Below are 21,909 nucleotides of genomic sequence, written 5' to 3'. Positions count from 1 at the left end.
GGGTGTGGGGGCGGGGGGGGGGGGGCCCGCGCCGGGCGCGGGGGGGGGGGGGGGGGGGGGGGGGGGGGGGGGGGGGGGGGGGGGCCGGGGGGGGGGGGGGGGGGGGGGGGGGGGGGGGGGGGGGGCCGCCGCCCCCCCCCCCCGCCCGGCCCCCCCCCCCCCCCCCCGCCCCCAGCCCCCAGCCCCCAGCCCCCAGCCCCCAGCCCCCAGCCCCCAACAGCAACCACCTCACAAGAGCAACCAGCCCACAAGAGCAACCAGCGCAAGTCAGCTCCGACGACGGAACCGCAACGCCAGGGCCGCGACACTCCCCCAGATCCCTCGCCGGAACAACAGCACGACCAGTACGAAGATCCCCCCGGTGACCAGCCCGATCGCCTCGAACCCGGAGAACGACAGCCAGTCCTCCAGGCGGACCACCAGCGCCGCCCCGAGCACGCCGCCCCAGAGGGTGCCGATGCCGCCGAGCACCACCACGATGACGGCCTTGCCGGAGGTGGTCCAGTGCAGGACGTCGAGGGAGACGAACCGGTGGCCGACGGCGAAGAGTCCGCCACCGAGCCCGGCGAGGAACCCGGAGAGGACGAACGCGGTCAGCTTGTACCGGTGCACCGGGTAGCCCAGCGCGCGGGCCCGGGCCGGGTTGTCCCGGATGCCGACCAGCACCCGACCGAAGGGCGAGTGGACGATCCGCCAGGCGGCGAGCAGGCCGAGCAGCACGATCGGCAGGATCGCGTAGTAGAAGTAGTAGTCGTCGGAGAGGTCGACGCCGAAGAAGGAGCGGGGCACGCCCTGGAGGCCGTTCTCGCCCTGGGTGACCGAGCGCCATTCGTTGGCGACGTAGTAGACCATCTGCGCGAAGGCCAGGGTGACCATCGCGAAGTAGATCCCGGCGCGCTTCACCGCGAGGTAGCCGATCGGCAGCGCGAGCAGCGCCGCGGCGAGCGCCCCGACCAGCACCGCCGCCGGGAAGGGCAGGCCGGCGTGGATCGCCACCAGACCGGTGACGTACGCCGAGGTGCCCCAGAAGGCGGCGTGCCCGAAGGACATCAGCCCGGTGAAGCCGAGCAGCAGGTCCACCGAGACGGCGAAGAGCGCCCAGCAGAGGATGTCCACGGCCACCGCCGGGTAGAGCCCGTTGGGCAGCCAGAACGCCACGAGCAGGCCGACGGCGAGCAGCGCGTACCGGACCCAGCCGGGGGCGCGGGCGACCGCGACCAGGCCGGACGGGGGTGCCGGGCGGGCCGCGTCGGCGGGGGTGTCGACGGCGCTGGTCATGCCGGTGCCTCCTCACGGCCGAACAGGCCGGCCGGGCGCCAGAGCAGCACCGCGGCCATCACCACGAACACGACGGTCTGCGACACGATCGGGAAGTCCGACAGGTATGCCTCGCCCCAGGCCTGGATCAGGCCGATGCCGAAGCCGGCGGCGACCGAGCCGAAGATCGAGCCGAGGCCACCGATCACCACCACCGCGAAGACCACGATGATCAGGTCGGCGCCCATCAGCGGGTTGACCGCGCGCATCGGGGCGGCGAGCACCCCGGCGAGCCCGGCCAGGGCGATGCCGAAGCCGAAGACCGGGGTGACCCACTTTCCCACGTCGATGCCGAAGGCCCGGGTCAGTTCGGGCCGCTCGGTGGCCGCGCGGACCACCATGCCGATCCGGGTCCGCCCGAGCACCCACCACACGGCCCCGCAGAGCAGCACGGTGAAGCCGAGGATGAAGACGCGGTAGGTCGGGAAGTCGAAGAGCCCGAAGTCGACCGACCCGCTCAGCTCGGTCGGGGTGGCGTACGGGCTGGACTGCACGCCGTACCGCGACTTCACCAGGTCCTGGAGGATCAGCGTCAGGCCGAAGGTGAGCAGGAAGTTGTAGAGCGGGTCGAGCCGGGTCAGCCGGTGGATGACCGCCCGCTCCAGCACCATGCCGAGCAGGCCGAGGGCCAGCGGCATGATCACCAGCGCGGCCCAGAACGGCACGCCCGCCTCGGCGAGCAGCACGTACGCCCCGAACGCGCCGAGCATGTAGAAGGCGCCGTGGGCGAAGTTCACCACCCGGAGCATGCCGAAGATGACCGCGAGCCCGAGGGCGAGCAGGGCGTAGAACGCCCCGCCCACCAGCCCGTTGAACGTGTTCTGCAGGAAGCCCGACATCAGCTCGTCACATCTGGCAGTCCGGCGAGGGGGCGCGGAACGCCTCGGCCGCCGGGATGGTCTTGAGGATCTTCACGTAGTCCCACGGCTCGGTCACCTCGGCCTGCGGCTTCACCTGGGCCAGGTAGGCGTCGTGGATGACCCGGTGGTCCTCGGCGCGGATCTTGCCGTTGCGCAGGAAGACGTCGTTGATCTCCTTGCCCTCGAGGCCCTTGACCACGGCGTCGGCGTCGTCGGTGCCGGCGGCCTGCACCGCCTCCAGGTACTGCATGGCGGCGGAGTAGTTGGCCGCGTGCGCGAAGGACGGCCGGGTGCCGGTCTCCTTCTGGAACTTGTCGGCCCACTCCCGGTTCTGCTGGTCGAAGTTCCAGTACCAGGCGTCGGTGTAGGTGGTGCCGGCGAGCGCGGCCGGGGTGAGCGAGTGGATGTCGGTGATGAACATCAGGCCCACGGCCAGCCCGATGCCCTTGTCCCGCAGCTTGAACTCGTTGTACTGCTTGACCACGTTGACCAGCTCGGCGCCGGCCTGCATGGTGCCGAGGACCTGCGGCTTCGGGTTCAGCGTCGGGGCCTTGAGCAGGAACGACGAGTAGTCGCCGCTGGTGTTCGGGAACGGCGCGCCGTCCTTGCCGACCACGGTGCCGCCGGCCGCGCCGATCGCCGCGGAGAAGCTCTTCTCCATGTCCTGCCCGAAGGCGTAGTTCGGGTAGAGGATGTACCAGTTCTTGCCGACCTGCTGGGTGGTCACCGTGCCGGTGCCGTGGGCCAGCATGTACGTGTCGTACGCGTAGTGGAACGTGTACTTGTTGCAGCTCTTGCCGGTCAGGTCGGTGGTGGCCGCGCCGATGTTGAAGTAGAGCTTCTTCTTCTCCTTGGCCACGTCGGCGACCTTCAGGGCGGCCGAGGAGGTCGGCACGTCGAGGATCGCGTCGACGCCCTTGCGGTCGTACATCTCCTGGGCCTTGCTGTTGGCCACGTCGGGCTTGTTCTGGTGGTCGGCGGTCTCCACCGAGATGTTCTTGGTGATCGCCTTGTCGCCGTACTTGGCCTTGAAGTCGGCGATGGCCATCTCCACGGCCTTGACCGAGTTCTTCCCGGACAGCTCCGAGTAGGCCCCCGACTGGTCGTTGAGGACACCCAGCACGATCTTGTCGCCGGTCAGCTTCTGGTCGCCGCCGGACTGCGGACCACCGCCACCGCAACCGGTGACCAGCGCCGCCACCGCCGCCGAGGCGGCGGCCACACCCACGCTCCTGCGCATCTCAATCCCTTCCGTACCGCGCGGTCCGCGCGGGTCAGCCGTCGTTTCAGATCCCGAGGTACGCCAACAGTTCGCGCTCCCGCGAGCGCACCTCGGAGTTGTCCATCGCCTCCGCGATGCGTCCCTCGGCCAGCAGGTAGTGCCGGTCGGCGACGCCGGTGGCGAAGTGCAGGTTCTGCTCGACCAGCAGCACGGTCACGCCGTGCTTCTTGGCCTCCCGCAGCAGGTCACCGACCTGCTGCACGAGCAGCGGCGACAGCCCCTCGGTGGGCTCGTCGCAGAGCAGCAGCCGGGCGCCCATGCGCAGCACCCGGGCCAGGGCGAGCATCTGCTGCTCGCCGCCGGAGAGCATGGTGGCCGCCGAGTCGCGCCGGCTGTAGAGGGCGGGGAACGCCTCGTACACCCGCTCCAGCGGCCACGGGTCGGGGCCGACCCGGGGCGGCAGGGTCAGGTTCTCGGTGACGCTGAGGGTGGCATACGCGCCGCGGTCGTCGGGGACCCAGCCGAGTCCGAGCCGGGCCCGCTTGTAGGCCGGCAGCCGGGTGAGCTCCGTGCCGTCCAGGGTGACCGTGCCGCGCTGGCCGGGGTGCAGCCCCATCACGCAGCGCAGCACGGTGGATTTGCCGGCGCCGTTGCGGCCGACCAGGGTGACCACCTCGCCGGCGGCCACGTCCAGGCTCACCTCCCGCAGCACCTGCGCCTCGCCGTACCAGGCGGAGAGGTTCTCAATGCGCAGCATCGGCAGCTCCCAGGTAGGCGGTGATGACCCGCTCGTCGGCGCGGACCTGCTCGTACGGCCCCTCGACCAGGACCTTGCCGGCCTGCAGGACGGTGACGGTGTCGGCGAGCCGACCGACGACGCTCATGTTGTGCTCGACCATGACGACGGTGCGGCCGGCCCGCACCCGCCCGATCAGGTCGACGGTGCGGTCGACGTCCTCCAGCCCCATGCCGGCGGTGGGCTCGTCGAGCAGCAGCACCTTCGGATCGAGGGCGAGCGCGATGGCCAGCTCCAGGGCCCGTTTGCGCCCGTACGCGAGGGCCTCGGCCGGCGCCTCGGCCAGCTCGGCGAGGCCGACCATGGCCAGCAGCTCGTCGGCCCGGTCGCGGTAGCGGTGCATCAGCTTGGCCGAGCGCCAGAACCGCCAGCCCAGCCCGCTTGGCGACTGGAGCGCCAACGCCACGTGCTCCCGGGCGGAGAGCTGGGGAAAGAGGCTGGTGATCTGGAAGGAGCGGGCCACGCCGAGCCGGGCGACCCGCTCCGGGGGCAGCCCGGTGACGTCCCGACCGGCCAGCTCGATCCGCCCGGCGGTGGGCGGCAGGAAGCCGGTGAGCAGGTTGAACAGCGTGGTCTTGCCGGCGCCGTTGGGCCCCACCAGGGCGTGCACGGTCTCCGGCGCCACGTCGAGGTCGACGCGGTCGACCGCCCGGAAGCCCCGGAAGTCCCGGGTCAGCCCGCGGGCCGACAGGAGCGCTTGCCCGGCCATCGCCACACCCTCCGCAGGTCGCGAGGCGACGACCAGGTCGGTGACGGGGGTCACAGGGCCGTCGCGTTCAGGAAACCTACGGTGCTCCGCAGGAGTCGAACCATGTCGATTCCCCACACATTCGGCCCGGGCCGGACGGCTCCGCTCGCCATAGGGAGGGCCCCCTCCGGCCCCTCCGCCGACCCGACACACCGATCGGCGGGCGTCGACATGTGGCGGCGCCACCTCACCCGGTGACGGAGTACTCCGGCAGGTGCAGGCCGTCGGCCCGGCTGAAGAACAGCCGTTTGGTGAGCCCGCGCAGCGGGCGGGAGGTCATCGCCCGCATGGACGCGTCGCGCAGCCGGCTCGCCGCCCGGCTGGCTGGCAGGAAGCCGGCGATCACCCGCTGAGCCGGTGCGGGCCGTCCGCCCGTCAGTCCGGGAAGGTGACCACCCAGCGGGCGCCCTCGCCCCGGGCGAGCCGGTCGAACGCCGCCGGCGCCTCGTCCAGCCCGACCGTCCCGCTGATCAGCGGACGCAGGTCCAGGCTGCCGTCGGCGAGCGCGGCGGCCAGCTCCGGCACCTCGCGGTCCGGGTCGGACGAGCCGTACACCGAGGAGCGCAGGGTGCGGGCGGAGTGGAAGATGTCCAGCGCGGCGAGGCTGACCAGGTCATCCCTCCCGCCCATGCCGACCACGGTCACCGCTCCCCCGCGCCGGGTCAGCCGCCAGGCGGCGTGGATGGTGGCGGCGCTCCCGACGCACTCGAAGGCGTGGTCGACGCCCCGCCCCTCGGTGCGCTCCCGGACCTTCTTGGCCAGCGTGTTCCCGGCGCGCAGGAAGTCGGTGGCCCCGGCGGCGACCGCGAGGTTCCGTTTGGCCTCGACCACGTCGACGGCGAGGATCGGCGCGGCGCCGGCCCGGCGGGCGGCGGTCAGCACGGCCAGCCCGACCCCGCCGAGCCCGATCACGGCGACCGACTCGCCGACGGCCACCCGGGCGGTGTTCCGGACCGCGCCGCTGCCGGTGAGCACCGCGCAGCCGAGCAGCGCGGCCCGCTCCGGCGGCAGGCCGGCGGGCACCGGCACGGCGGCGTGCTCGGGCACCACCACCTCCTCGGCCAGCGCGCCGAGGCCGAGGGTGACGTGCAGCCGGCTACCGTCGGCGGTCTCGCCCCGGGCCACCACCGGGGCGGTGTTGGCGGCGCAGAGCCAGGGTTCGCCGTGCCGGCAGTGCCAGCAGGCGCGGCAGGCGGGGGCCCAGTTGAGCACCACCGGCGTGCCGACGGCCAGCCGGGCCCCGGGGCCGGTCTCGGCGACCACGCCGGCCGCCTCGTGCCCCAGCACCAGCGGGTACGCGGGCGCGAGCGTGCCGTTGACCATGGCCAGGTCGGAGTGGCAGATCCCGGCGGCGCGGATGCGTACCCGCAGCTCGCCGGCGCCGGGGGCGGGCAGGCGTACCTCCTCGACGGCGGGCGTGGCGTCCCGGCCGCGGACGACCAGGGCCCTCACCGCTGGATCGCCTTGAGCTCGGTGAACTCCTCCACGCCGGCCGGGCCCAGCTCGCGGCCGAGGCCGGACTGCTTGTAACCGCCGAACGGCGCGAGCGGGTTGAACGCGCCGCCGTTGATGTCGACCTGGCCGGTGCGCAGCCGCCGGGCGACGGCGAGGGCCTGGTTTTCGTCGGCGGACCAGACGGCGCCGGCCAGCCCGTACCGCGAGTTGTTGGCGATGGCGACGGCCTCGTCGGTGTCGTCGAACGGGATGACCGCGAGCACCGGGCCGAAGACCTCCTCCTGGGCGAGCGCGCTGTCCGGGTGCACGTCGGCGAAGACGGTGGGCGCGACGAAGTGCCCGCGCGGCGGCAGCGGCACGTCCGGGCCGCCGGCGACGAGTCGGGCTCCGTCGGCCAGGGCCCGCTCGACGTGGCCGCGGACCCGCTCGGCCTGGGCGGCGGAGACCAGCGGGCCGAGCCGGGTCGCCGGATCGAACGGGTCACCCGTCCGGTAGCTCGCGACGGCCGTCGCGATCAGGTCGAGCGCCTCGGCGTAGCGGTCCCGATGGACCAGCAGCCGGGTCCAAGCGGTGCAGGTCTGCCCGGAGTTGAGGAAGGCGTTGCCGATCCCGACCTTGACCGCGGTGGGCAGGTCGGCGTCGGCGAGGATCAGGTTGGCGGACTTGCCGCCGAGTTCCAGGGCGACCCGGGCGATCCGGTCGGCGACGAGGTGGGCGACCCGGCGGCCGGTGGCGGTGGAGCCGGTGAACGAGACCAGGTCGACGTCGGGGTGGGCGGCCAGGGCCTCGCCGACGACCGGCCCGGTGCCGGGCACCAGGTTGATCACCCCGGCCGGCAGCCCGGCCTCGCTGACCGCGTCGAAGAGCAGGTACGCGGTGAGCGGGGTGAGTTCGCTGGGCTTGAGCACCACGGTGCAGCCGGCCGCCAGCGCCGGGGCCACCTTGGCGACGACCTGGTGCAGCGGGTAGTTCCACGGGGTGATCGCGCCGACCACGCCAACGGGTTCGCGGACCACGAGCGAGTTGCCGACGGTCTGCTCGGCCGGCGGGCGGGCGGCGAGCTCGACCATGCTGCGCAGCACGGTGAGCGGGAGGCCGGCCTGCACCCGGGTGGCGAGCTTGAGCGGGGTGCCCAACTCCAGCGCGACGGTGTGCGCGATCGCCTCGGCGCGGGCGGCGAGCGCGGCGTGCAGCCGGTCGAGGTGGGCGGCCCGCTCGGCGGGGGCGGTGGCCGCCCAGCCGGGGAAGGCGGCGCGGGCGGCGGCGACGGCCCGGTCGACGTCGGCCGGGGTGCCGGCCGGCACCTGCCCGACGATCTCCCCGGTGGCGGGGTTCTCGACCGGGATCGCCTCCCCGTCGGCGGGGTCGACCCACGCGCCGGCGACGTGCAGGTGACGGCGGACCAGGAGGGCGGGCGGCGCGGCGGCGAGATCCATGTCGTCCTTTCCCGGGAGGAAACTAGCGCTGGGAGTTTTGACGCTACTCCGGAGCGGCGGCCCGCTCCAGGGGCGCCACGGTCCGCTCGTACTCGGCGTGCAGGCCGTGCAGCAGCGCGTCGAGGCCGAGGGTGAAGGCACCCTCGTCGACGCTGTGCTGGTGGCCGGCGAGCCGGTGCGCCTGGCTCAGGTGCGGGTGTCCGGTGTAGAGCGCCGGATCCTCGACGAAGCCCCGCGCGAACGAGCCGAGCGCGGAGCCGGCAACGAAGTAGCGCAGCGCGGCGCCGATATGGGTGGCCCGGGCGGGCGGCCACCCCGCCCCGACCAGGCCGCCGTAGACCGCGTCGGCCATGGCGAGCGCGGCCGGCCGCCGGCCCGGCCCCTGGGCCAGGTACGGGACGATGTTCGGGTGCGCGGCCAGCGCCGCCCGGTAGGACCGGGCCCAGTGTCGCAGCGCCTCGTACCAGTCGCAGCGGCCGAAGGCGCTGACGTCCACGGTGGCGGTGACGCTGTCCGCCACCGCGTCGAGGATGGCGCCCTTGGTGGCGAAATGGTTGTAGAGCGAGGGGCCCTGCACGCCGAGCGCCGCGGCCAGCCGCCGGGTGGAGAGCGCGCCGAGCCCGTCGGCGTCGATCAGCGCCAGCGCCGTGGTGACGATCCGGTCCCGGGTGAGCAGCGCCTGTCGGGGTCGCGGCACGTCAGGCCACCCGTACCGGGTCGCCGCTGCCCTGCGCCCACCCTCGGCCGTTTTCCGCCATGCCACTCTCCCCGTCGGCACCGCCTGCTCACGCACCCTAGTCAAGCCCGCCGGGGCGCGCCTCACCTCGACGGTGGAAGGAGCGGGCTGGACGGATGAAAACTTACGCCGCTAGTTTGAGGGGAAGCCGCCGCACCAACGCCGAGGGAGCAGGGTGGACTTCGCACTGTCCGACGAGGAACGGGCCGTCCGGGACACGGCCCGCGCGTTCATCACCCGCGAGGTGCTGCCGCTGGAGCAGGAGGTGCTGCGCCGCGAGCGCGCCCACCGCCCCGGCCTGGAGCGGTCCGAGCTGCGCGAGTTGCAGCTCAAGGCGAAGCGGTTCGGCTTCTGGGGGCTGGCCACCCCGGAGCAGTACGGCGGGATGGACCTGCCGGCCGTCATGCAGTCGCTGATCTGGACCGAACTCGGCCGCACCTTCGTGCCGTTCCGGTTCGGCGGCGAGGCGGACAACATCCTGTTCCACGCCACCGAGGAGCAGCGGCGAGAGTTCCTCCTGCCCACCATCGAGGGGGAACGGATCTCCTGCTTCGCGATCACCGAGCCGGGCGCCGGCTCGGACGCGGCGAACATCCGGCTGCGCGCCCGGCGGGACGGCGACGACTGGATCCTCGACGGCGAGAAGACCTTCATCACCAACGGCGACGACGCCGACTTCGCCATCGTGATCGCGGTGACCGACCCCGAGCAGGGCGTCCGCAACGGCGGTGCCACCGCGTTCCTGGTGGACCGGGCGATGGGCTGGCGGTCGGAGTTCATCCAGACGATGGGCGAGAGCGGACCGGCATCGCTGATCTTCGACCGCGTACGCGTGCCGCACCGCAACATCCTCGGCGAGGTCGGGCAGGGCTTCGCGCTGGGCATGCAGTGGATCGGCAAGGGCCGCTACACCATCCCCTCCCACGCCCTCGGCATCGCCGAGCGGGCGTTGCAGATGGCGATCGACCAGGCCAACACCCGGGAGACGTTCGGCGCCAAGATCGGCACCAACCAGGCGATCCAGTGGATGATCGCCGACTCGGAGACCGAGCTGGAAGCGGCCCGTTGGCTGGTGCTGCGCGCCGCGTGGACGGTCGACCAGGGCCTGGATCCCCGGCACGCCTCGTCGATGGCCAAGCTCTACGGCGCCGGCATGGTCAACCGGGTGGTGGACCGGGTGCTGCAGATCCACGGCGGCATGGGCTACACCCGCGAGCTGCCGATCGAACGCTGGTACCGGCAGGTCCGGCTGTACCGGATCTTCGAGGGCACCGACGAGATGCAGCGCCTGATCATCGCCCGGGACCTGCTACGCGGGTACACGAAGATCGGCGCCCACCTGGCCTGAGCGGCGACGGCTCCCGCTCAGTCCGTCAACGCGTCCAGCGCCCGGTCGACGTCCTCCTTGGTCGTGTAGAGGTGGAAGGAGGCGCGCACCCGGCCGGCGCGGACCGCCGCGCGTACCCCGGCCCGGGCCAGCTTCTCCGCCGCGCCGGGCACGGCGACCGTCACGATCGCGCTGTCGCCGGGCGGCCGGCCCAGCCCGACCAGGAACCGGTTGGCCAGCGCCACGTCGTGATCGCGCACGGCGGGCAGCCCGATCTCGGCGAGCAGCTCCAGGGCGGGCGCCGCCCCCACATAGCTGAACCACGCCGGGGAGATGTCGAAGCGCCGGGCGTCGTCGGCCAGCCGCAGCGGCGGGCCGTAGTAGGAGGCGTGCACGTCCTGGCCCGCGTACCAGCCGGCGGCGTCGGGGCGCAGCCGCTCGCGCAGCGCCGGGGCCAGGTAGGCGAAGGCGGTGCCGCGCGGCGCCATCAGCCACTTGTACGCCGACACCACCACCACGTCGGCAAGAGCCGCGTCGAAGGGCAGCCAGCCGCACGCCTGGGTGGCGTCCACCGCGACGAGGGCGCCGTGTGCCCGGGCCGCCGCGACGATCTCGTCGTACGGGGCGACGGTGCCGTCGGACGACTGCACCAGGCTGAACGCGACCAGGTCGGTGCCGGCGTCGATCGCGTCGACCAGGCCGGCCAGCGGCACCGTGCGGACCCGGACGCCCCGCTCCTGCTGCACCAGCCAGGGGAACAGATTCGAGGTGAACTCCACCTCGGGGACGACCACGGTCGCGCCGGGCGGCAGCCCGGCTGCCACCGGGGCGAGCAGCTGCGACGCCGTGCTGCCGATCGCCACGTCCGCCGACGCCACCCCGACGAGCCGGGCGAACCCGGCCCGGGCCTGCTCGGCGGCCTCGCCCCAGCCCTCCCAGGAGATCCGTCCCACCCGCCAGTCCGCCAGGGCGTCCTGCAACGCCACCCAGGCGGGCTCGGGCGGCAGCCCGTAACTGGCGGTGTTCAGCCAGCCGGGCTGCGGCTGCCACAACTTCTGTGCGTCGTCGAGCTTCACCCCGCCGACGCTAGTGACGACGCCGACGCCGCGGCACGGCCAATTCGGGCCTCGTGGTCTCCGGACGGCGGGTACGGCTCCGGGCCGCGCCGGACGACGGTCCGGCGCGGCCCGGGCGGGTCGCTGGGCGGGCGGCCGGCTCAGGCCGGCGCGTCGGCCAACGGGGCGGGTCGGGTCGCCGGGGCGGGTTCGTCCGGCACCCCGTGCGCGTCGTCCTCGTCGAGCATGGTCGCCTCGTCGAACGGACGCTCCCCGCCGAGCACGGCCTGGGCCTGCTCCCGGTCGAACTGGCTGGTCCAGGTGCCGACCAGCACGGTGGCGACCGCGTTGCCGGCGAAGTTGGTCAGCGCTCGGGCCTCGGACATGAACCGGTCGATGCCGACGATCAACCCGACGCCGTCGACCAGGTCCGGCCGGTGCGACTGCAGCCCGCCGGCCAGGGTCGCCAGGCCCGCGCCGGTCACCCCGGCCGCACCCTTGGACGCGATGATCATGAACACCAGCAGCGACACCTGCTCGCCCAGCGACAGCGGCTTGCCGAGCGCGTCGGCGACGAACAGCGACGCCATGGTCAGGTAGATCGCCGTGCCGTCGAGGTTGAACGAGTACCCGGTCGGCACGGTGATCCCGACGACCGGCCGGCTCACCCCGACGTGCTCCATCTTGGCGATCAGGCGGGGCAGCGCCGACTCCGACGACGAGGTCGACAGGATCAGCAGGAACTCCCGGCCCAGGTAGCCGAGCAGCTTGAAGATCGAGATCCGGGCGACGAACCACAGCAGCGCACCCAGCACCACGAACACGAAGATCACGCAGGTGACGTAGAACCCGAGCATGATCTGCGCCAGGCTGGTCAGCGCGTCCACGCCGGTCGCGCCGACGACCGCGGCCATCGCGCCAAACGCGCCGATCGGCGCCACCCACATGATCATCGCCAGCACCTTGAAGACGAGGCGCTGGATCACGCCCACGGCCCGCAGGATCGGCTCGCCCCGCGTACCGAGGGCCTGCACGCCGAAGCCGACCAGCAGCGCGACCAGCAGCGTCTGGAGCACCTCGCCCTCGGTCAGCGCGGAGAGCAGCGAGGTCGGGATGATGCCGAGCAGGAAGTCGACCGTGTCGCCGCTCTCGCCACCGGCGGCGGCCTTGCCCGCCTCGGCCACCTCCGGGCCGAGGTTCAGGCCGGCACCGGGGTGGATGATGTTGCCGACCACCAGGCCGATCGCCAGCGCCACGGTCGACATGACCAGGAAGTAGCCGAGGGCCAGACCGCCGACCTTGCCGACCTTGGCCGCCTGGCGGACGGATCCGACGCCGAGCACGATCGTGCAGAAGATGACCGGGCTGATCATCATCTTGATCAGGTTCACGAAGCCGGTGCCGAGCGGCTTCAACTCCTTGCCGACCTCGGGGGCGGCGAGACCGACCGCGACGCCGGCCAGCACGGCCACGATGACCGCGAGGTAGAGGTAGCGGGTCCGGTCCCGGCGGGCGGGCCGGGCGGCCGTGGGGGTGGGTGAGGTGGTGTCCATTCCCACAATGTGAAGCGTGTCTCAGCACAGGGCATCCTTGCGTTCATTCTGTTCACCCCTGTGACTCGCGACCGAAACGGGCCGCTGACCGGTGCGCCACACTTGCGGACGGCGCGCGGCGGAAGGAGGGGGACGTGGCCCGACGGCAGTGGAGCATCGCAGGGCAGTTGTTCGCCCTCCAGGCGCTGGTGGTGACGCTGCTGGTGCTCGCCGGTGCCGGGGGCGCCGTCTGGCTGGCCCGCAGCGACTCCCACCAGGCGGCGGAGGACGAGGTCCTGGCGGTGGCGCAGACCGTCGCTCGGTCCCCCGACGTCCGCGCGGCGCTCACCACCGCCGACCCGGCGGCCACCCTCCAGCCGTACGCCGAAGCCACCCGGGTGGCCACCGGAACGGACTTCGTGGTCGTGATGGCCCCGGACCGGACCCGGTACTCCCACCCCAACCCGGACCTCATCGGGCAGCCCTTCATCGGCGACATCGGCCCAGCCCTGGCCGGCGAGCCGTTCACCACCACCAACGTCGGCACCCTCGGCGAGTCGGTGCGCGCGGTCGTTCCGGTGTACGGCGACGACCAGCGGATCGTCGGGCTGGTCTCGGTCGGCATCACCACCCAGGCGATCAACCGGAAGCTGCTCGGCCAGATCCCGGTGCTGCTGGGCGCCGCCGTCCCGGCGCTGGCCCTCGCGGCCACCGGCGCCTGGCTGCTCAGCCGGCGGCTGCGCCGGCAGACCCACGGCCTCGGCCCGACCCAGATGACCCGGATGTACGAGTACTACGACGCCGTCCTGCACTCCGTACGCGAGGGGCTGGTGGTGCTGACCCGGGACGGTCGGGTGGCGCTGGTCAACGACGAGGGGCGCCGCCTGCTCGGGCTGGCCGAGGACGCGGCGGTGACCGACCGACTGGTGGCCGGCATCGACCTGCCGCCCGCGGTGGCCGAGCTGCTGGACTCCGGGCGGGACGCGCACGACGAGCCGGTCCTCGCCGGTGACCGGGTGCTGGTGGCCAACCAGCGGACCACCCGCTTCGAGGGGAACGTGCTCGGCACCGTGCTGACCCTGCGCGACCAGACCGAGCTGCGCAACCTGGCCAGCGAGCTGGACTCGGTACGTGCGCTCACCGAGGCGTTGCAGGCTCAGACCCATGAGTCGGCCAACCGGCTGCACACCGTGCTGACCCTGGTGGAGCTGGGCCGCACCGACGAGGCGGTCCAACTCGCCACCCGCGACCTGGCGCTGGCCCAGCAGCTCACCGACCGGGTCGTCGGGGCGGTGACCGAGCCGGCGCTGGCCGCCCTGCTGCTCGGCAAGTCGGCCCGGGCCGGCGAGCGCGGCGTGGACCTGGTGATCGAGCCCGACTGCCGGCTCGACGACAGCCCGCTGCCCCCCACCGACCTGCTCACCGTGGTCGGGAATCTGGTCGACAACGCCCTCGAGGCGGTGGCCGGCACGCCGCCTCCGCGCCGGGTCCGGGTGTTCGTGGGCACCACCGACGACGAGATCGTGGTCCGGGTCGGTGACAGCGGCCCCGGCCTGGACCCGGACCGGGTGGCGGACGCGTTCCGGCGCGGCTGGTCCACCAAGAGCGCCGGCCGGGGGCTCGGCCTGGCGCTGGTCGGGCAGGTGGTCCGCCGGCACGGCGGCCGGACCGACGTGGCCCGCGCCGAGGACGGTGGCACCCTGTTCACCGTCCGCCTGCCGATCCCGCGGAAGGCCCGATGAGCGAGCGCAGCGAGGCGGACGCATGACCGACATCCGGGTGCTGGTGGTGGAGGACGAGCCGCTGCTGGCCGAGGCGCACAAGGCGTACACCGAGCGGGTGCCCGGCTTCGTGGTGGTCGGGGTGGCGCACACCGCGCGGGAGGCGATGGCGGCGCTGCGGCAGCGGGGCGGTGCGGGCATCGACCTGGTGCTGCTCGACTTCCGCCTGCCCGATCTGCACGGCCTGGACGTGTGCCGGGCCCTGCGGGCGGCGGGCAGCAGCGTCGACGTGCTGGCGGTGACCTCGGCGCGGGACCTGGCGGTGGTCCGCACCGCGGTCTCCCTGGGAGTGACCCACTACCTGCTCAAGCCGTTCACCTTCGCCGCCTTCCGCGACAAGCTGGAGCGGTACGCGGACTACCGGCGGCAGGCCCTCGCGGAGGGCGAGGTGGCCGCCCAGCACGAGGTGGACCGGATGTTCGCCACCCTGCGCGGTGCGGCCCGGCACACCCTGCCCAAGGGGCTGGACGAGCAGACCTTGCACCGGGTGCTCTCCGCGCTCGGCGAGGGCACCGGGCGGTCCGCGGCCGAGGTCGGCCGGGAGACCGGGATCTCCCGGGTCACCGCCCGGCGCTACCTGGAATACCTGGTGACCAGTGATCGCGCCGTGCGCGCTCCGCGTTACGGCACCCCCGGCCGCCCGGAGTTCGAGTACCGGCCGAGATGATCTGACGGAGTCGTTCGACGCGGCCGGGAACTGACGGACCACCGGGCGGACGGACCCGGTCAGCTGCCGTCGGCGGGCCGGTCGGCCTACCGGATGTTCCCGGTGTGGCCGAGGGAGTAGCGGCCGGGTTGGGGCCAGATGGTGAGGCCGTGTGGGCCTCGGCCGACGGGGATTCGGGCTAATAGTTTGCCGTTGTCGGTGTTCAGGACGTATACCTCGTCGTGGTAGCGGCCGGAGAGCCAGAGTTGTTTGCCGTCGGCGGAGGGGCCGCCCATGTCGGGGCTGCCGCCGCCGGGGATCCGCCAGGTGGTGGTGGGTTTCAGGGTGGTCAGGTCGAGGACGGTGACGCTGCCTTCGTCGCGGTTGGTGACGTAGGCGAGTCGGGCGTCGCGGCTGAAGTAGATGCCGTGGGCGCCTCGGCCGGTGCGGATGAACCCGGTCTGGCGGGTGGCCTGGCCGTCGAAGACGTATACGCCGTGGGCGTGCATGTCCGCGACCAGGAAGTGCTGCCCGTCGGGGGTGAGTCGGGTGTCCTGGGGCATGCCGTCGGAGGCCTCGGTGAGCCGGAAGTCACGCAGCTTGCGGAGGCTGGTGGTGTCCAGGACCAGTACCCGGTTGGCGAACTCGCAGCTGAACAGCATGGTCTTGCCGTCGGCGGTGTAGTCCATGTGGTTGATGCCGCCGCACTCGGGGAACCGGACCGACCGCACCCGCTGCCAGGTCTTCACGTCGTAGAAGTCGAGCCGCTGGTACGCCTCGGCGACCACGATCGCCTGCTTGCCGTCGGGGGTGAAGTAGAGGTTGTAGACGTCTTCGAGCTTGCGGAAGGGGCCCGGATCGCCGGTGCGTGCGTCGATCGGGACCAGGCCACCGTTGGGGATCTGGCTGGAGGCCACATAGAGCGTGCGCAGGTCGTAGGAGGGCACCACGTGCTGCGGCTCCGGCCCGCCGGGGAACTTCCGCACCACCTTGAACGTCGCCGGGTCGATCACCCACACGTCGTTGCTCTTCGTGTTCGGCACATAGACCGCCGGCCGGTCCCCGCGCACCGGGGCGGCGAGCTGGTCGGGGCCGGCCGCGGCGTAGACGTTGCCGGCCGCCGGATAACTCGGCATCCCCGACACCACCGGCCCGAACGACCCGCCCGCCGACGCGCCCGCGGACGGGCTGGTCACCGCCTCCCGGGCAGGCGCCCGGTCGGTGCAGGCCAGCAGCCCGGCCGACAGAACCAGGACCGGGACGGCAGCCACCAACTGTCGGCGGAACACTCCACGACAATAACGGACAAAAGCTATCGAGTCGCCGGGAACGTCAGCTGACGTTGGCCGGGCCGAGGACGCTCTTCAGGTCGCCCATCAACGCGGTGGTGGCCGCCACCCGGAACGGCCCGAGGCGCAGCGTGGTGATCTTGCCGCCGTTGAGTAGCTTGACGTGCACCTCGGTGTCGCCGGGGTGCAGCACCAGCGTCTCCTTGAGCTTCTCCACCAGCGGCGGCGTGCAGCGGTGCACCGGGATGGTCAGCGTGACCGGCTTGTTCGCCGGATTGCTGCTGATGTCGGGCATGGACATGTCCATCGCCATGATCCGGGGCGTGTCGTCCCGGCGGTCCACCCGCCCCTTGACCACCACGATCGCGTCCTCGGCGATGTACTGGCCGATCACCTCGTAGGTGTTGGGGAAGAACAGCGTCTCGACGCCACCGGCCAGGTCCTCCAGCGTGGCGGAGGCCCAGGCCCGGCCCTGCTTGGTGACCCGGCGCTGCACGCCGGAGAGGATCCCGGCCAGGGTCACCACCGCCCCGTCGGGCACGGTCCCCTCCTCGGAGAGCGCGGCGATGGTGCAGTCGGCCGCCGCGCCGAGCACGTGCTCCAGGCCGAACAGCGGGTGGTCGGAGACGTACAGGCCGAGCATCTCGCGTTCGAAGGCGAGCTTGTCCCGCTTGTCCCACTCCCCCTCGCCGATGGTCGGCATCACCGTGGTGCTGCTGCCGGCGTCCGCGTCGCCGAAGCCGGCGCCGAAGAGGTCGTACTGGCCGACCGCCTCCTTGCGCTTGACGTCGGCGTACGCGTCGATGGCGTCGGCGTGCACGGCGAGCAGGCCCTTGCGGGGGTGGCCGAGCGAGTCGAACGCCCCGGCCTTGATCAGCGATTCGATGGTCTTCTTGTTGCAGACCACCGCGTCCACCTTCGACAGGAAGTCGTAGAAGTCGGCGTAGGCGTCCTTCTCCTCGCGGCAGCGCATGATCGAGGTGACCACGTTCGCGCCGACGTTGCGGATGGCGGCCAGGCCGAAGCGGATGTCCCGGCCGACCGGGGTGAACGGCCCGGCCGAGGTGTTCACGTCGGGCGGCAGCACCTGGATGCCCATCCTCCGGCACTCGGACAGGTAGAGCGCCATCTTGTCCTTGTCGTCGCCGACGGAGGTGAGCAGCGCCGCCATGTACTCGGCCGGGTAGTGCGCCTTGAGATACGCCGTCCAGTACGACACCAGGCCGTACGCGGCCGAGTGGGCCTTGTTGAAGGCGTAGCCGGCGAACGGGACGAGCACGTCCCACACCGCCTGGATCGCCTCGTCGGAGTAGCCGCGCTCGCGGCAGCCGTCCCGGAACGGGATGAACTCCTTGTCGAGGATCTCCTTCTTCTTCTTGCCCATCGCCCGGCGCAGCAGGTCGGCCTGGCCGAGGCTGTAGCCGGCGAGGATCTGCGCGGCGCGCTGCACCTGCTCCTGATAGACGATCAGACCGTAGGTGGGGGCGAGGATCTCCCGCAGCGGCTCCGCCAGCTCCGGGTGGATCGGCGTGATCTCCTGGAGGTTGTTCTTGCGCAGCGCGTAGTTGGTGTGCGAGTCCACGCCCATCGGGCCGGGCCGGTAGAGGGCGAGGACGGCGGAGATGTCCTCGAAGTTGTCCGGCTTCATCAGGCGCAGCAGTGAGCGCATCGGCCCGCCGTCGAGCTGGAACACGCCCAGGGTGTCACCGCGGGCGAGCAGCTCGTAGGCGGCTTTGTCGTCCAGCGGCAGGGCCAGCAGGTCCAGCTCCTTGCCGTGGTTGAGCTGGATGTTCTTGACCGCGTCGTCGATGATCGTGAGGTTGCGCAGGCCGAGGAAGTCCATCTTCAACAGCCCGAGCGACTCGCACGTCGGGTAGTCGAACTGGGTGATGATGGTCCCGTCGGCGTCCCGCCGCATCAGCGGGACGTGCTCGATGATCGGCTCGGCGGACATGATGACGCCGGCGGCGTGCACGCCGGTCTGCCGGATCAGCCCCTCGATGCCCTTCGCGGTCTCGATGACCTTCTTGACGTCCGGGTCGGACTCGTAGAGGCCGCGGATCTCGCCCGCCTCGGCGTAGCGCGGGTGCTTCGGGTCGAAGATGCCCGACAGCGGGATGTCCTTGCCCATCACCGCCGGGGGCATCGCCTTGGTGATCCGGTCGCCCACCGCGTACGGGTAACCGAGCACCCGGGCCGAGTCCTTGATCGCGGCCTTCGCCTTGATCGTGCCGAAGGTGGCGATCTGCGCGACCTTGTCCTCGCCCCACTTGTCGGTGACGTACCGGATCACCTCACCGCGCCGACGCTCGTCGAAGTCGATGTCGACATCGGGCATCGAGACGCGCTCGGGGTTGAGGAACCGCTCGAAGATCAGGCCGTGCGGGATCGGGTCCAGGTCGGTGATGCCCAGGGCGTACGCGACCAGCGAGCCGGCGGCCGAGCCACGTCCCGGGCCGACGGCGATGCCCTGGCTCTTGGCCCACTGGATGAAGTCGGCGACCACGAGGAAGTACGACGGGAAGCCCATCTGCACGATGACGCCCAGTTCGTACTCGGCCTGGGCGACGTGCCCCTCCGGGATGCCGTTCGGGAAGCGGCGCTCCAGCCCCCTGAACGTCTCCTTGCGGAACCAGGACTCCTCGGTTTCCCCCTCGGGGATCGGGAACCGCGGCATCAGGTTGTGGAACTCGAACATCCCGGCCGGGTCGACCTTCTCGGCGACCAGCAGGGTGTTGCGGCAGCCCTGCTGCCACAGCTCGGACGAGTCGACCGCGCGCATCTGGTCAGCGGACTTGACGAAGTAGCCGCCGCCCTCGAACCGGAACCGGTTGGGGTCGGCGATGTTGCTGCCGGTCTGTACGCAGAGCAGCACGTCGTGCGCCTCGGCCTGCGCCTCGTGGGTGTAGTGCGAGTCGTTGGTGACCACCGGCGGGATGTCGAGCTTGTGGGCGATCTCGACGAGGCCGTCGCGGACCCGGCGCTCGATCTCGAGGCCGTGGTCCATGATCTCCAGGAAGTAGTTCTCCTTGCCGAAGATGTCCTGGTATGCGGCGGCGACCTTGAGCGCCTCGTCGAACTGACCGAGCCGCAGCCGGGTCTGCACCGCGCCGGACGGGCAGCCGGTGGTCGCCATGATGCCCTCGGCATGCTCGGCGATCAGCTCCATGTCCATCCGGGGCCACTTGACGTAGTGGCCCTCCATCGAGGCGCGGGAGTTGAGGGTGAAGAGGTTGTGCAGCCCGGTCTTGTTCGCCGCCCACATGGTCATGTGGGTGATCGCGCCGTTGCCCGAGACGTCGTCGCTCTTCTGTTCCGGCCGGCCCCACTTGACCCGCTGCTTGTGGAAGCGCGACTCCGGCGCCACGTACGCCTCGACGCCGAGGATGGGCTTGACGCCGGCCGCCGTCGCCTGCTTGTAGAAGTCGTTCGCGCCGTGCATGTTGCCGTGGTCGGTGATCGCCACCGCCGGCATGCCGAGCCGGGCCGCCTCGGCGAAGAGGTCCTTGAGCCGGGCCGCCCCGTCGAGCATCGAGTACTCAGTGTGCACGTGCAGATGCGCGAACGAATCGCCCATGCGTGGCGCCCCCCGGGGTGTGGATCAAGGCTGCGTCGGAGTCGACCGACTCACCCTACCCAGGTCGCCTGACCGGCTCCACCGTCCGCGCCGAGGGTGTTCCGGGTCTCTCTTCCGATGGTCGCGTGCCGCACGATGCTGTACAGGGTTGGAATAGTGTGTGCCACACAGTATAGTGTGTCGCATGGTGAGCGACGACGTCCTCCGGACCCATCTCCAGGAGCTGCGGCGCGGCACGGTCGTGGTGGCGAGCCTGGTCGCCCTGCGCCGGCCCGACTACGGCTACGCGCTGCTGCAACGACTGGGCGAGCACGGCTTCCCGGTCGACGCCAACACGCTCTATCCCCTGCTCCGGCGGCTCGAGGAGCAGGGGCTGCTGACCAGCGAGTGGAACACCGAGGAGAGCCGGCCGCGCAAGTTCTACCGCACCAGCGCCGACGGCGAGGTCGTGCTGGACCGCCTGCTGGACGACCTGACCGCCGTGCAGACCTCCGTCGCCGGCCTGATCGAAGGAGCGGACCGATGAGTTCCCTGACCGACCGGTACGTCACCGCCACCCTGCGTACGGTGCCGGCACCCCGTCGCGCGGAGATCGCCTCCGAGTTGCGGGCGTCCATCGCGGACATGATCGACGGCCGGACCGGCGCCGGGCAGGAGGCCGACACCGCCGAGCGGGAGGTGCTCACCGAGCTGGGCAACCCCGACCATCTCGCGGCCCGCTACGCCGACCGCCGGCTGCAGCTCATCGGCCCGCGCTACTACCTGGTCTGGTGGCGGCTGCTGCGGACGCTGCTCACCTACATTCCCGCCATCGTGGGTGTCGCGGCCGGCGTGGTGAAGGCGACGGTCGACGGCGAGCCCGGCGCGGCGATCGGCGCCGGGGTGGTCGGCGCGATGCAGACGGCGGTGCAGATCGCGTTCTGGCTCACCCTCGTCTTCGCCGTGCTCGAGCGCACCAACACGCCGCTGAACCTGCCCGAGTGGAGCGTCGACCAGCTGCCCGAGGCGCCGAACGAGCGGCAGGTGCCGCTCGTCGACACCTGCGCCTCGATCGTGTTCCTGCTGTTCGCCATCGCGTTCTTCCCCTGGCAGCACTTCCAGCCCTGGATCTCGGGTGACGGCTCCCGACTGCCGATGATCGACCCGGCGCTGTGGAGCTTCTGGCTACCCGTGCTGCTGGCGGTGCTGGTGGCCGACATCGGCCTGGAGGTCGCGAAGTACCGGTCGGGGCGGTGGACCTGGCCGCTGGTCGCGGTCAAGACGGTGCTCGATCTCGCGTTCGCCGTGCCGCTCACCTGGCTGCTGCTCACCGACCGGCTGCTCAACCCGGAGCTGGTCCAGCGGTTCGAGTGGCTGCGTGAGGGCGGCACGCAGGACCTGGCGCGGGCGACCGTCCTGCTCACCGCCGTCATCGTCGTCCTGGGCTTCATCGACAGCGCCGTCAAGGTGCGGCGGCACGCCGCCTGAAGCGGTCTCGGCCCGGTGCGCACGGGGGCGCCGGGCCGAGCCGTGTTCCCGGTCAGGCGGAGGTCGGGCGGGCCCGCCACTCCCGGCCCAGCATGGCGTAGACCACCTCGTCGGTCCACTCGCCCTTGACGAACTCGTTCTCCCGCAGGTGCGCCTCGCGGCGCATGCCGAGCCGTTCCAGCACCCGCGCCGAGGCGCTGTTCCGGGCGTCGAGGCGGCCGACGATCCGGTGCAGGCCGAGGCCCTCGAAGCCGAGCCGCAGCATCTCCCGGGCCGCCTCGGTGACGTACCCCCGGCCGGTGTGGTCCGGGTGCAGCACGTACCCGATCTCGCCCTGCTGGTGCTCGCCGCTGGTCCAGGTCAGCAGCACGTCGCCGATCAGCTCGCCGGTCGCCGGCAGCACCATCGCCAGGTTCAACACGTCGCCCGGTGCGCGCACCGCGGTCCGCCCCCGCAGGCGCTCGATCGCCCCCGCGGCGGCGGCGTCGTCGTACGGCTCGTGGTAGAGGTAGCGGGTGACCTCCGGCCGGGAGCGGTAGGCGGTCAGGGCGGCGAGGTCGTCGGCGGTGAACGCGCGCAGCACGAGCCGGTCGGTGCGCAGCGGCAGGTCGGGGACGAGCATCCGGGAAGGGTACGGGCACGACCGGCGACAGTCAGCCGAGTTT

19 protein-coding genes are annotated in these 21,909 nt (G+C 72.1%); 5 read left to right on the top strand and 14 right to left on the bottom strand.

The features are described 5' to 3' along the window. Positions 1 to 267: 267 nt before the first annotated feature. From ACFYM6_RS20970 to ACFYM6_RS20930, 9 genes are all read right to left on the bottom strand, one after another. Positions 268 to 1,278 (bottom strand): branched-chain amino acid ABC transporter permease, encoded by a 1,011-nt coding sequence (locus ACFYM6_RS20970; protein ID WP_387277789.1) that lies wholly within the window; start codon positions 1,276 to 1,278, stop codon positions 268 to 270. Continuing rightward, on the bottom strand, positions 1,275 to 2,156 hold the full coding sequence (locus ACFYM6_RS20965; RefSeq protein ID WP_073835748.1) for a branched-chain amino acid ABC transporter permease: 882 nt from the start codon (positions 2,154 to 2,156) through the stop codon (positions 1,275 to 1,277). The genes ACFYM6_RS20970 and ACFYM6_RS20965 overlap by 4 nt, the downstream gene beginning before the upstream one ends. A 7-nt stretch (positions 2,157 to 2,163) precedes the next feature. Beyond that, the gene (locus tag ACFYM6_RS20960; protein ID WP_387277786.1) at positions 2,164 to 3,417 is read right to left on the bottom strand and encodes an ABC transporter substrate-binding protein; all 1,254 of its coding nucleotides are present in this window, start codon (positions 3,415 to 3,417) and stop codon (positions 2,164 to 2,166) included. 46 nt (positions 3,418 to 3,463) lie between these two features. Next, complete coding sequence (locus ACFYM6_RS20955; protein WP_387277784.1) at positions 3,464 to 4,156, bottom strand: ABC transporter ATP-binding protein; 693 nt, start codon at positions 4,154 to 4,156, stop codon at positions 3,464 to 3,466. Beyond that, positions 4,143 to 4,904, bottom strand: a complete 762-nt coding sequence (locus ACFYM6_RS20950; protein WP_073835846.1) for an ABC transporter ATP-binding protein — start codon at positions 4,902 to 4,904, stop codon at positions 4,143 to 4,145. The genes ACFYM6_RS20955 and ACFYM6_RS20950 overlap by 14 nt, the downstream gene beginning before the upstream one ends. A 226-nt stretch (positions 4,905 to 5,130) precedes the next feature. Continuing rightward, the gene (locus tag ACFYM6_RS20945) at positions 5,131 to 5,289 is read right to left on the bottom strand and encodes a hypothetical protein (protein ID WP_387277782.1); all 159 of its coding nucleotides are present in this window, start codon (positions 5,287 to 5,289) and stop codon (positions 5,131 to 5,133) included. 29 nt (positions 5,290 to 5,318) lie between these two features. Continuing rightward, positions 5,319 to 6,395 (bottom strand): alcohol dehydrogenase catalytic domain-containing protein, encoded by a 1,077-nt coding sequence (locus tag ACFYM6_RS20940; RefSeq protein ID WP_387277780.1) that lies wholly within the window; start codon positions 6,393 to 6,395, stop codon positions 5,319 to 5,321. Next, on the bottom strand, positions 6,392 to 7,834 hold the full coding sequence (locus ACFYM6_RS20935) for an aldehyde dehydrogenase family protein (protein WP_387277778.1): 1,443 nt from the start codon (positions 7,832 to 7,834) through the stop codon (positions 6,392 to 6,394). Before ACFYM6_RS20935 ends, ACFYM6_RS20940 begins: the two co-directional genes overlap by 4 nt. A 43-nt stretch (positions 7,835 to 7,877) precedes the next feature. Further along, the gene (locus tag ACFYM6_RS20930) at positions 7,878 to 8,531 is read right to left on the bottom strand and encodes a TetR/AcrR family transcriptional regulator C-terminal domain-containing protein (protein ID WP_387277776.1); all 654 of its coding nucleotides are present in this window, start codon (positions 8,529 to 8,531) and stop codon (positions 7,878 to 7,880) included. Positions 8,532 to 8,745: 214 nt separating this feature from the next. On the opposite strand from ACFYM6_RS20930, the gene ACFYM6_RS20925 reads away from it, so the two are divergent. Then, complete coding sequence (locus ACFYM6_RS20925; protein WP_387277774.1) at positions 8,746 to 9,918, top strand: acyl-CoA dehydrogenase family protein; 1,173 nt, start codon at positions 8,746 to 8,748, stop codon at positions 9,916 to 9,918. Between the two features lie 17 nt (positions 9,919 to 9,935). Here ACFYM6_RS20925 and ACFYM6_RS20920 read toward each other — a convergent pair whose 3' ends face one another. Beyond that, positions 9,936 to 10,973 (bottom strand): aminotransferase class V-fold PLP-dependent enzyme, encoded by a 1,038-nt coding sequence (locus ACFYM6_RS20920; RefSeq protein ID WP_073835756.1) that lies wholly within the window; start codon positions 10,971 to 10,973, stop codon positions 9,936 to 9,938. Positions 10,974 to 11,113: 140 nt separating this feature from the next. Continuing rightward, entirely contained in the window at positions 11,114 to 12,505 is a 1,392-nt protein-coding gene (locus ACFYM6_RS20915; RefSeq protein ID WP_387277772.1) for a cation:dicarboxylate symporter family transporter, read from the bottom strand. A 134-nt stretch (positions 12,506 to 12,639) separates the two neighbouring features. Here ACFYM6_RS20915 and ACFYM6_RS20910 point away from each other — a divergent pair, with 134 nt between their 5' ends. After that, positions 12,640 to 14,226, top strand: coding sequence for an ATP-binding protein (locus ACFYM6_RS20910; RefSeq protein ID WP_387277770.1), 1,587 nt, complete (start codon positions 12,640 to 12,642; stop codon positions 14,224 to 14,226). Between the two features lie 22 nt (positions 14,227 to 14,248). After that, positions 14,249 to 14,932 carry a response regulator gene (locus ACFYM6_RS20905; RefSeq protein ID WP_387277768.1) on the top strand — a complete coding sequence of 228 codons (684 nt, stop codon included), beginning with the start codon at positions 14,249 to 14,251 and terminating at the stop codon, positions 14,930 to 14,932. An 86-nt stretch (positions 14,933 to 15,018) separates the two neighbouring features. Here the strand turns inward: ACFYM6_RS20905 and ACFYM6_RS20900 are convergent, their stop codons facing one another. Both ACFYM6_RS20900 and dnaE read right to left on the bottom strand, forming a co-directional pair. Further along, entirely contained in the window at positions 15,019 to 16,200 is a 1,182-nt protein-coding gene (locus ACFYM6_RS20900) for a YncE family protein (protein ID WP_387277766.1), read from the bottom strand. A gap of 43 nt (positions 16,201 to 16,243) precedes the next feature. Next, entirely contained in the window at positions 16,244 to 19,777 is a 3,534-nt protein-coding gene (dnaE, locus tag ACFYM6_RS20895; RefSeq protein ID WP_387277763.1) for a DNA polymerase III subunit alpha, read from the bottom strand. A gap of 184 nt (positions 19,778 to 19,961) precedes the next feature. On the opposite strand from dnaE, the gene ACFYM6_RS20890 reads away from it, so the two are divergent. Next, the gene (locus ACFYM6_RS20890) at positions 19,962 to 20,303 is read left to right on the top strand and encodes a PadR family transcriptional regulator (protein ID WP_387277761.1); all 342 of its coding nucleotides are present in this window, start codon (positions 19,962 to 19,964) and stop codon (positions 20,301 to 20,303) included. After that, positions 20,300 to 21,244, top strand: coding sequence for a permease prefix domain 1-containing protein (locus tag ACFYM6_RS20885; protein ID WP_387277760.1), 945 nt, complete (start codon positions 20,300 to 20,302; stop codon positions 21,242 to 21,244). The genes ACFYM6_RS20890 and ACFYM6_RS20885 overlap by 4 nt, the downstream gene beginning before the upstream one ends. Before the next feature lie 52 nt (positions 21,245 to 21,296). Here ACFYM6_RS20885 and ACFYM6_RS20880 read toward each other — a convergent pair whose 3' ends face one another. Continuing rightward, a complete protein-coding gene (locus ACFYM6_RS20880) occupies positions 21,297 to 21,866 on the bottom strand; it encodes a GNAT family N-acetyltransferase (RefSeq protein WP_387277758.1) in 570 nt (189 codons plus the stop codon). Positions 21,867 to 21,909: the final 43 nt, after the last annotated feature.

Source organism: Micromonospora sp. NPDC006431, assembly GCF_042870725.1.
Classification (GTDB): Bacteria; Actinomycetota; Actinomycetes; order Mycobacteriales; family Micromonosporaceae; genus Micromonospora.
Note: the sequence above shows the minus strand (reverse complement) of the source record. Positions and strands in the feature narration are given on the sequence as shown.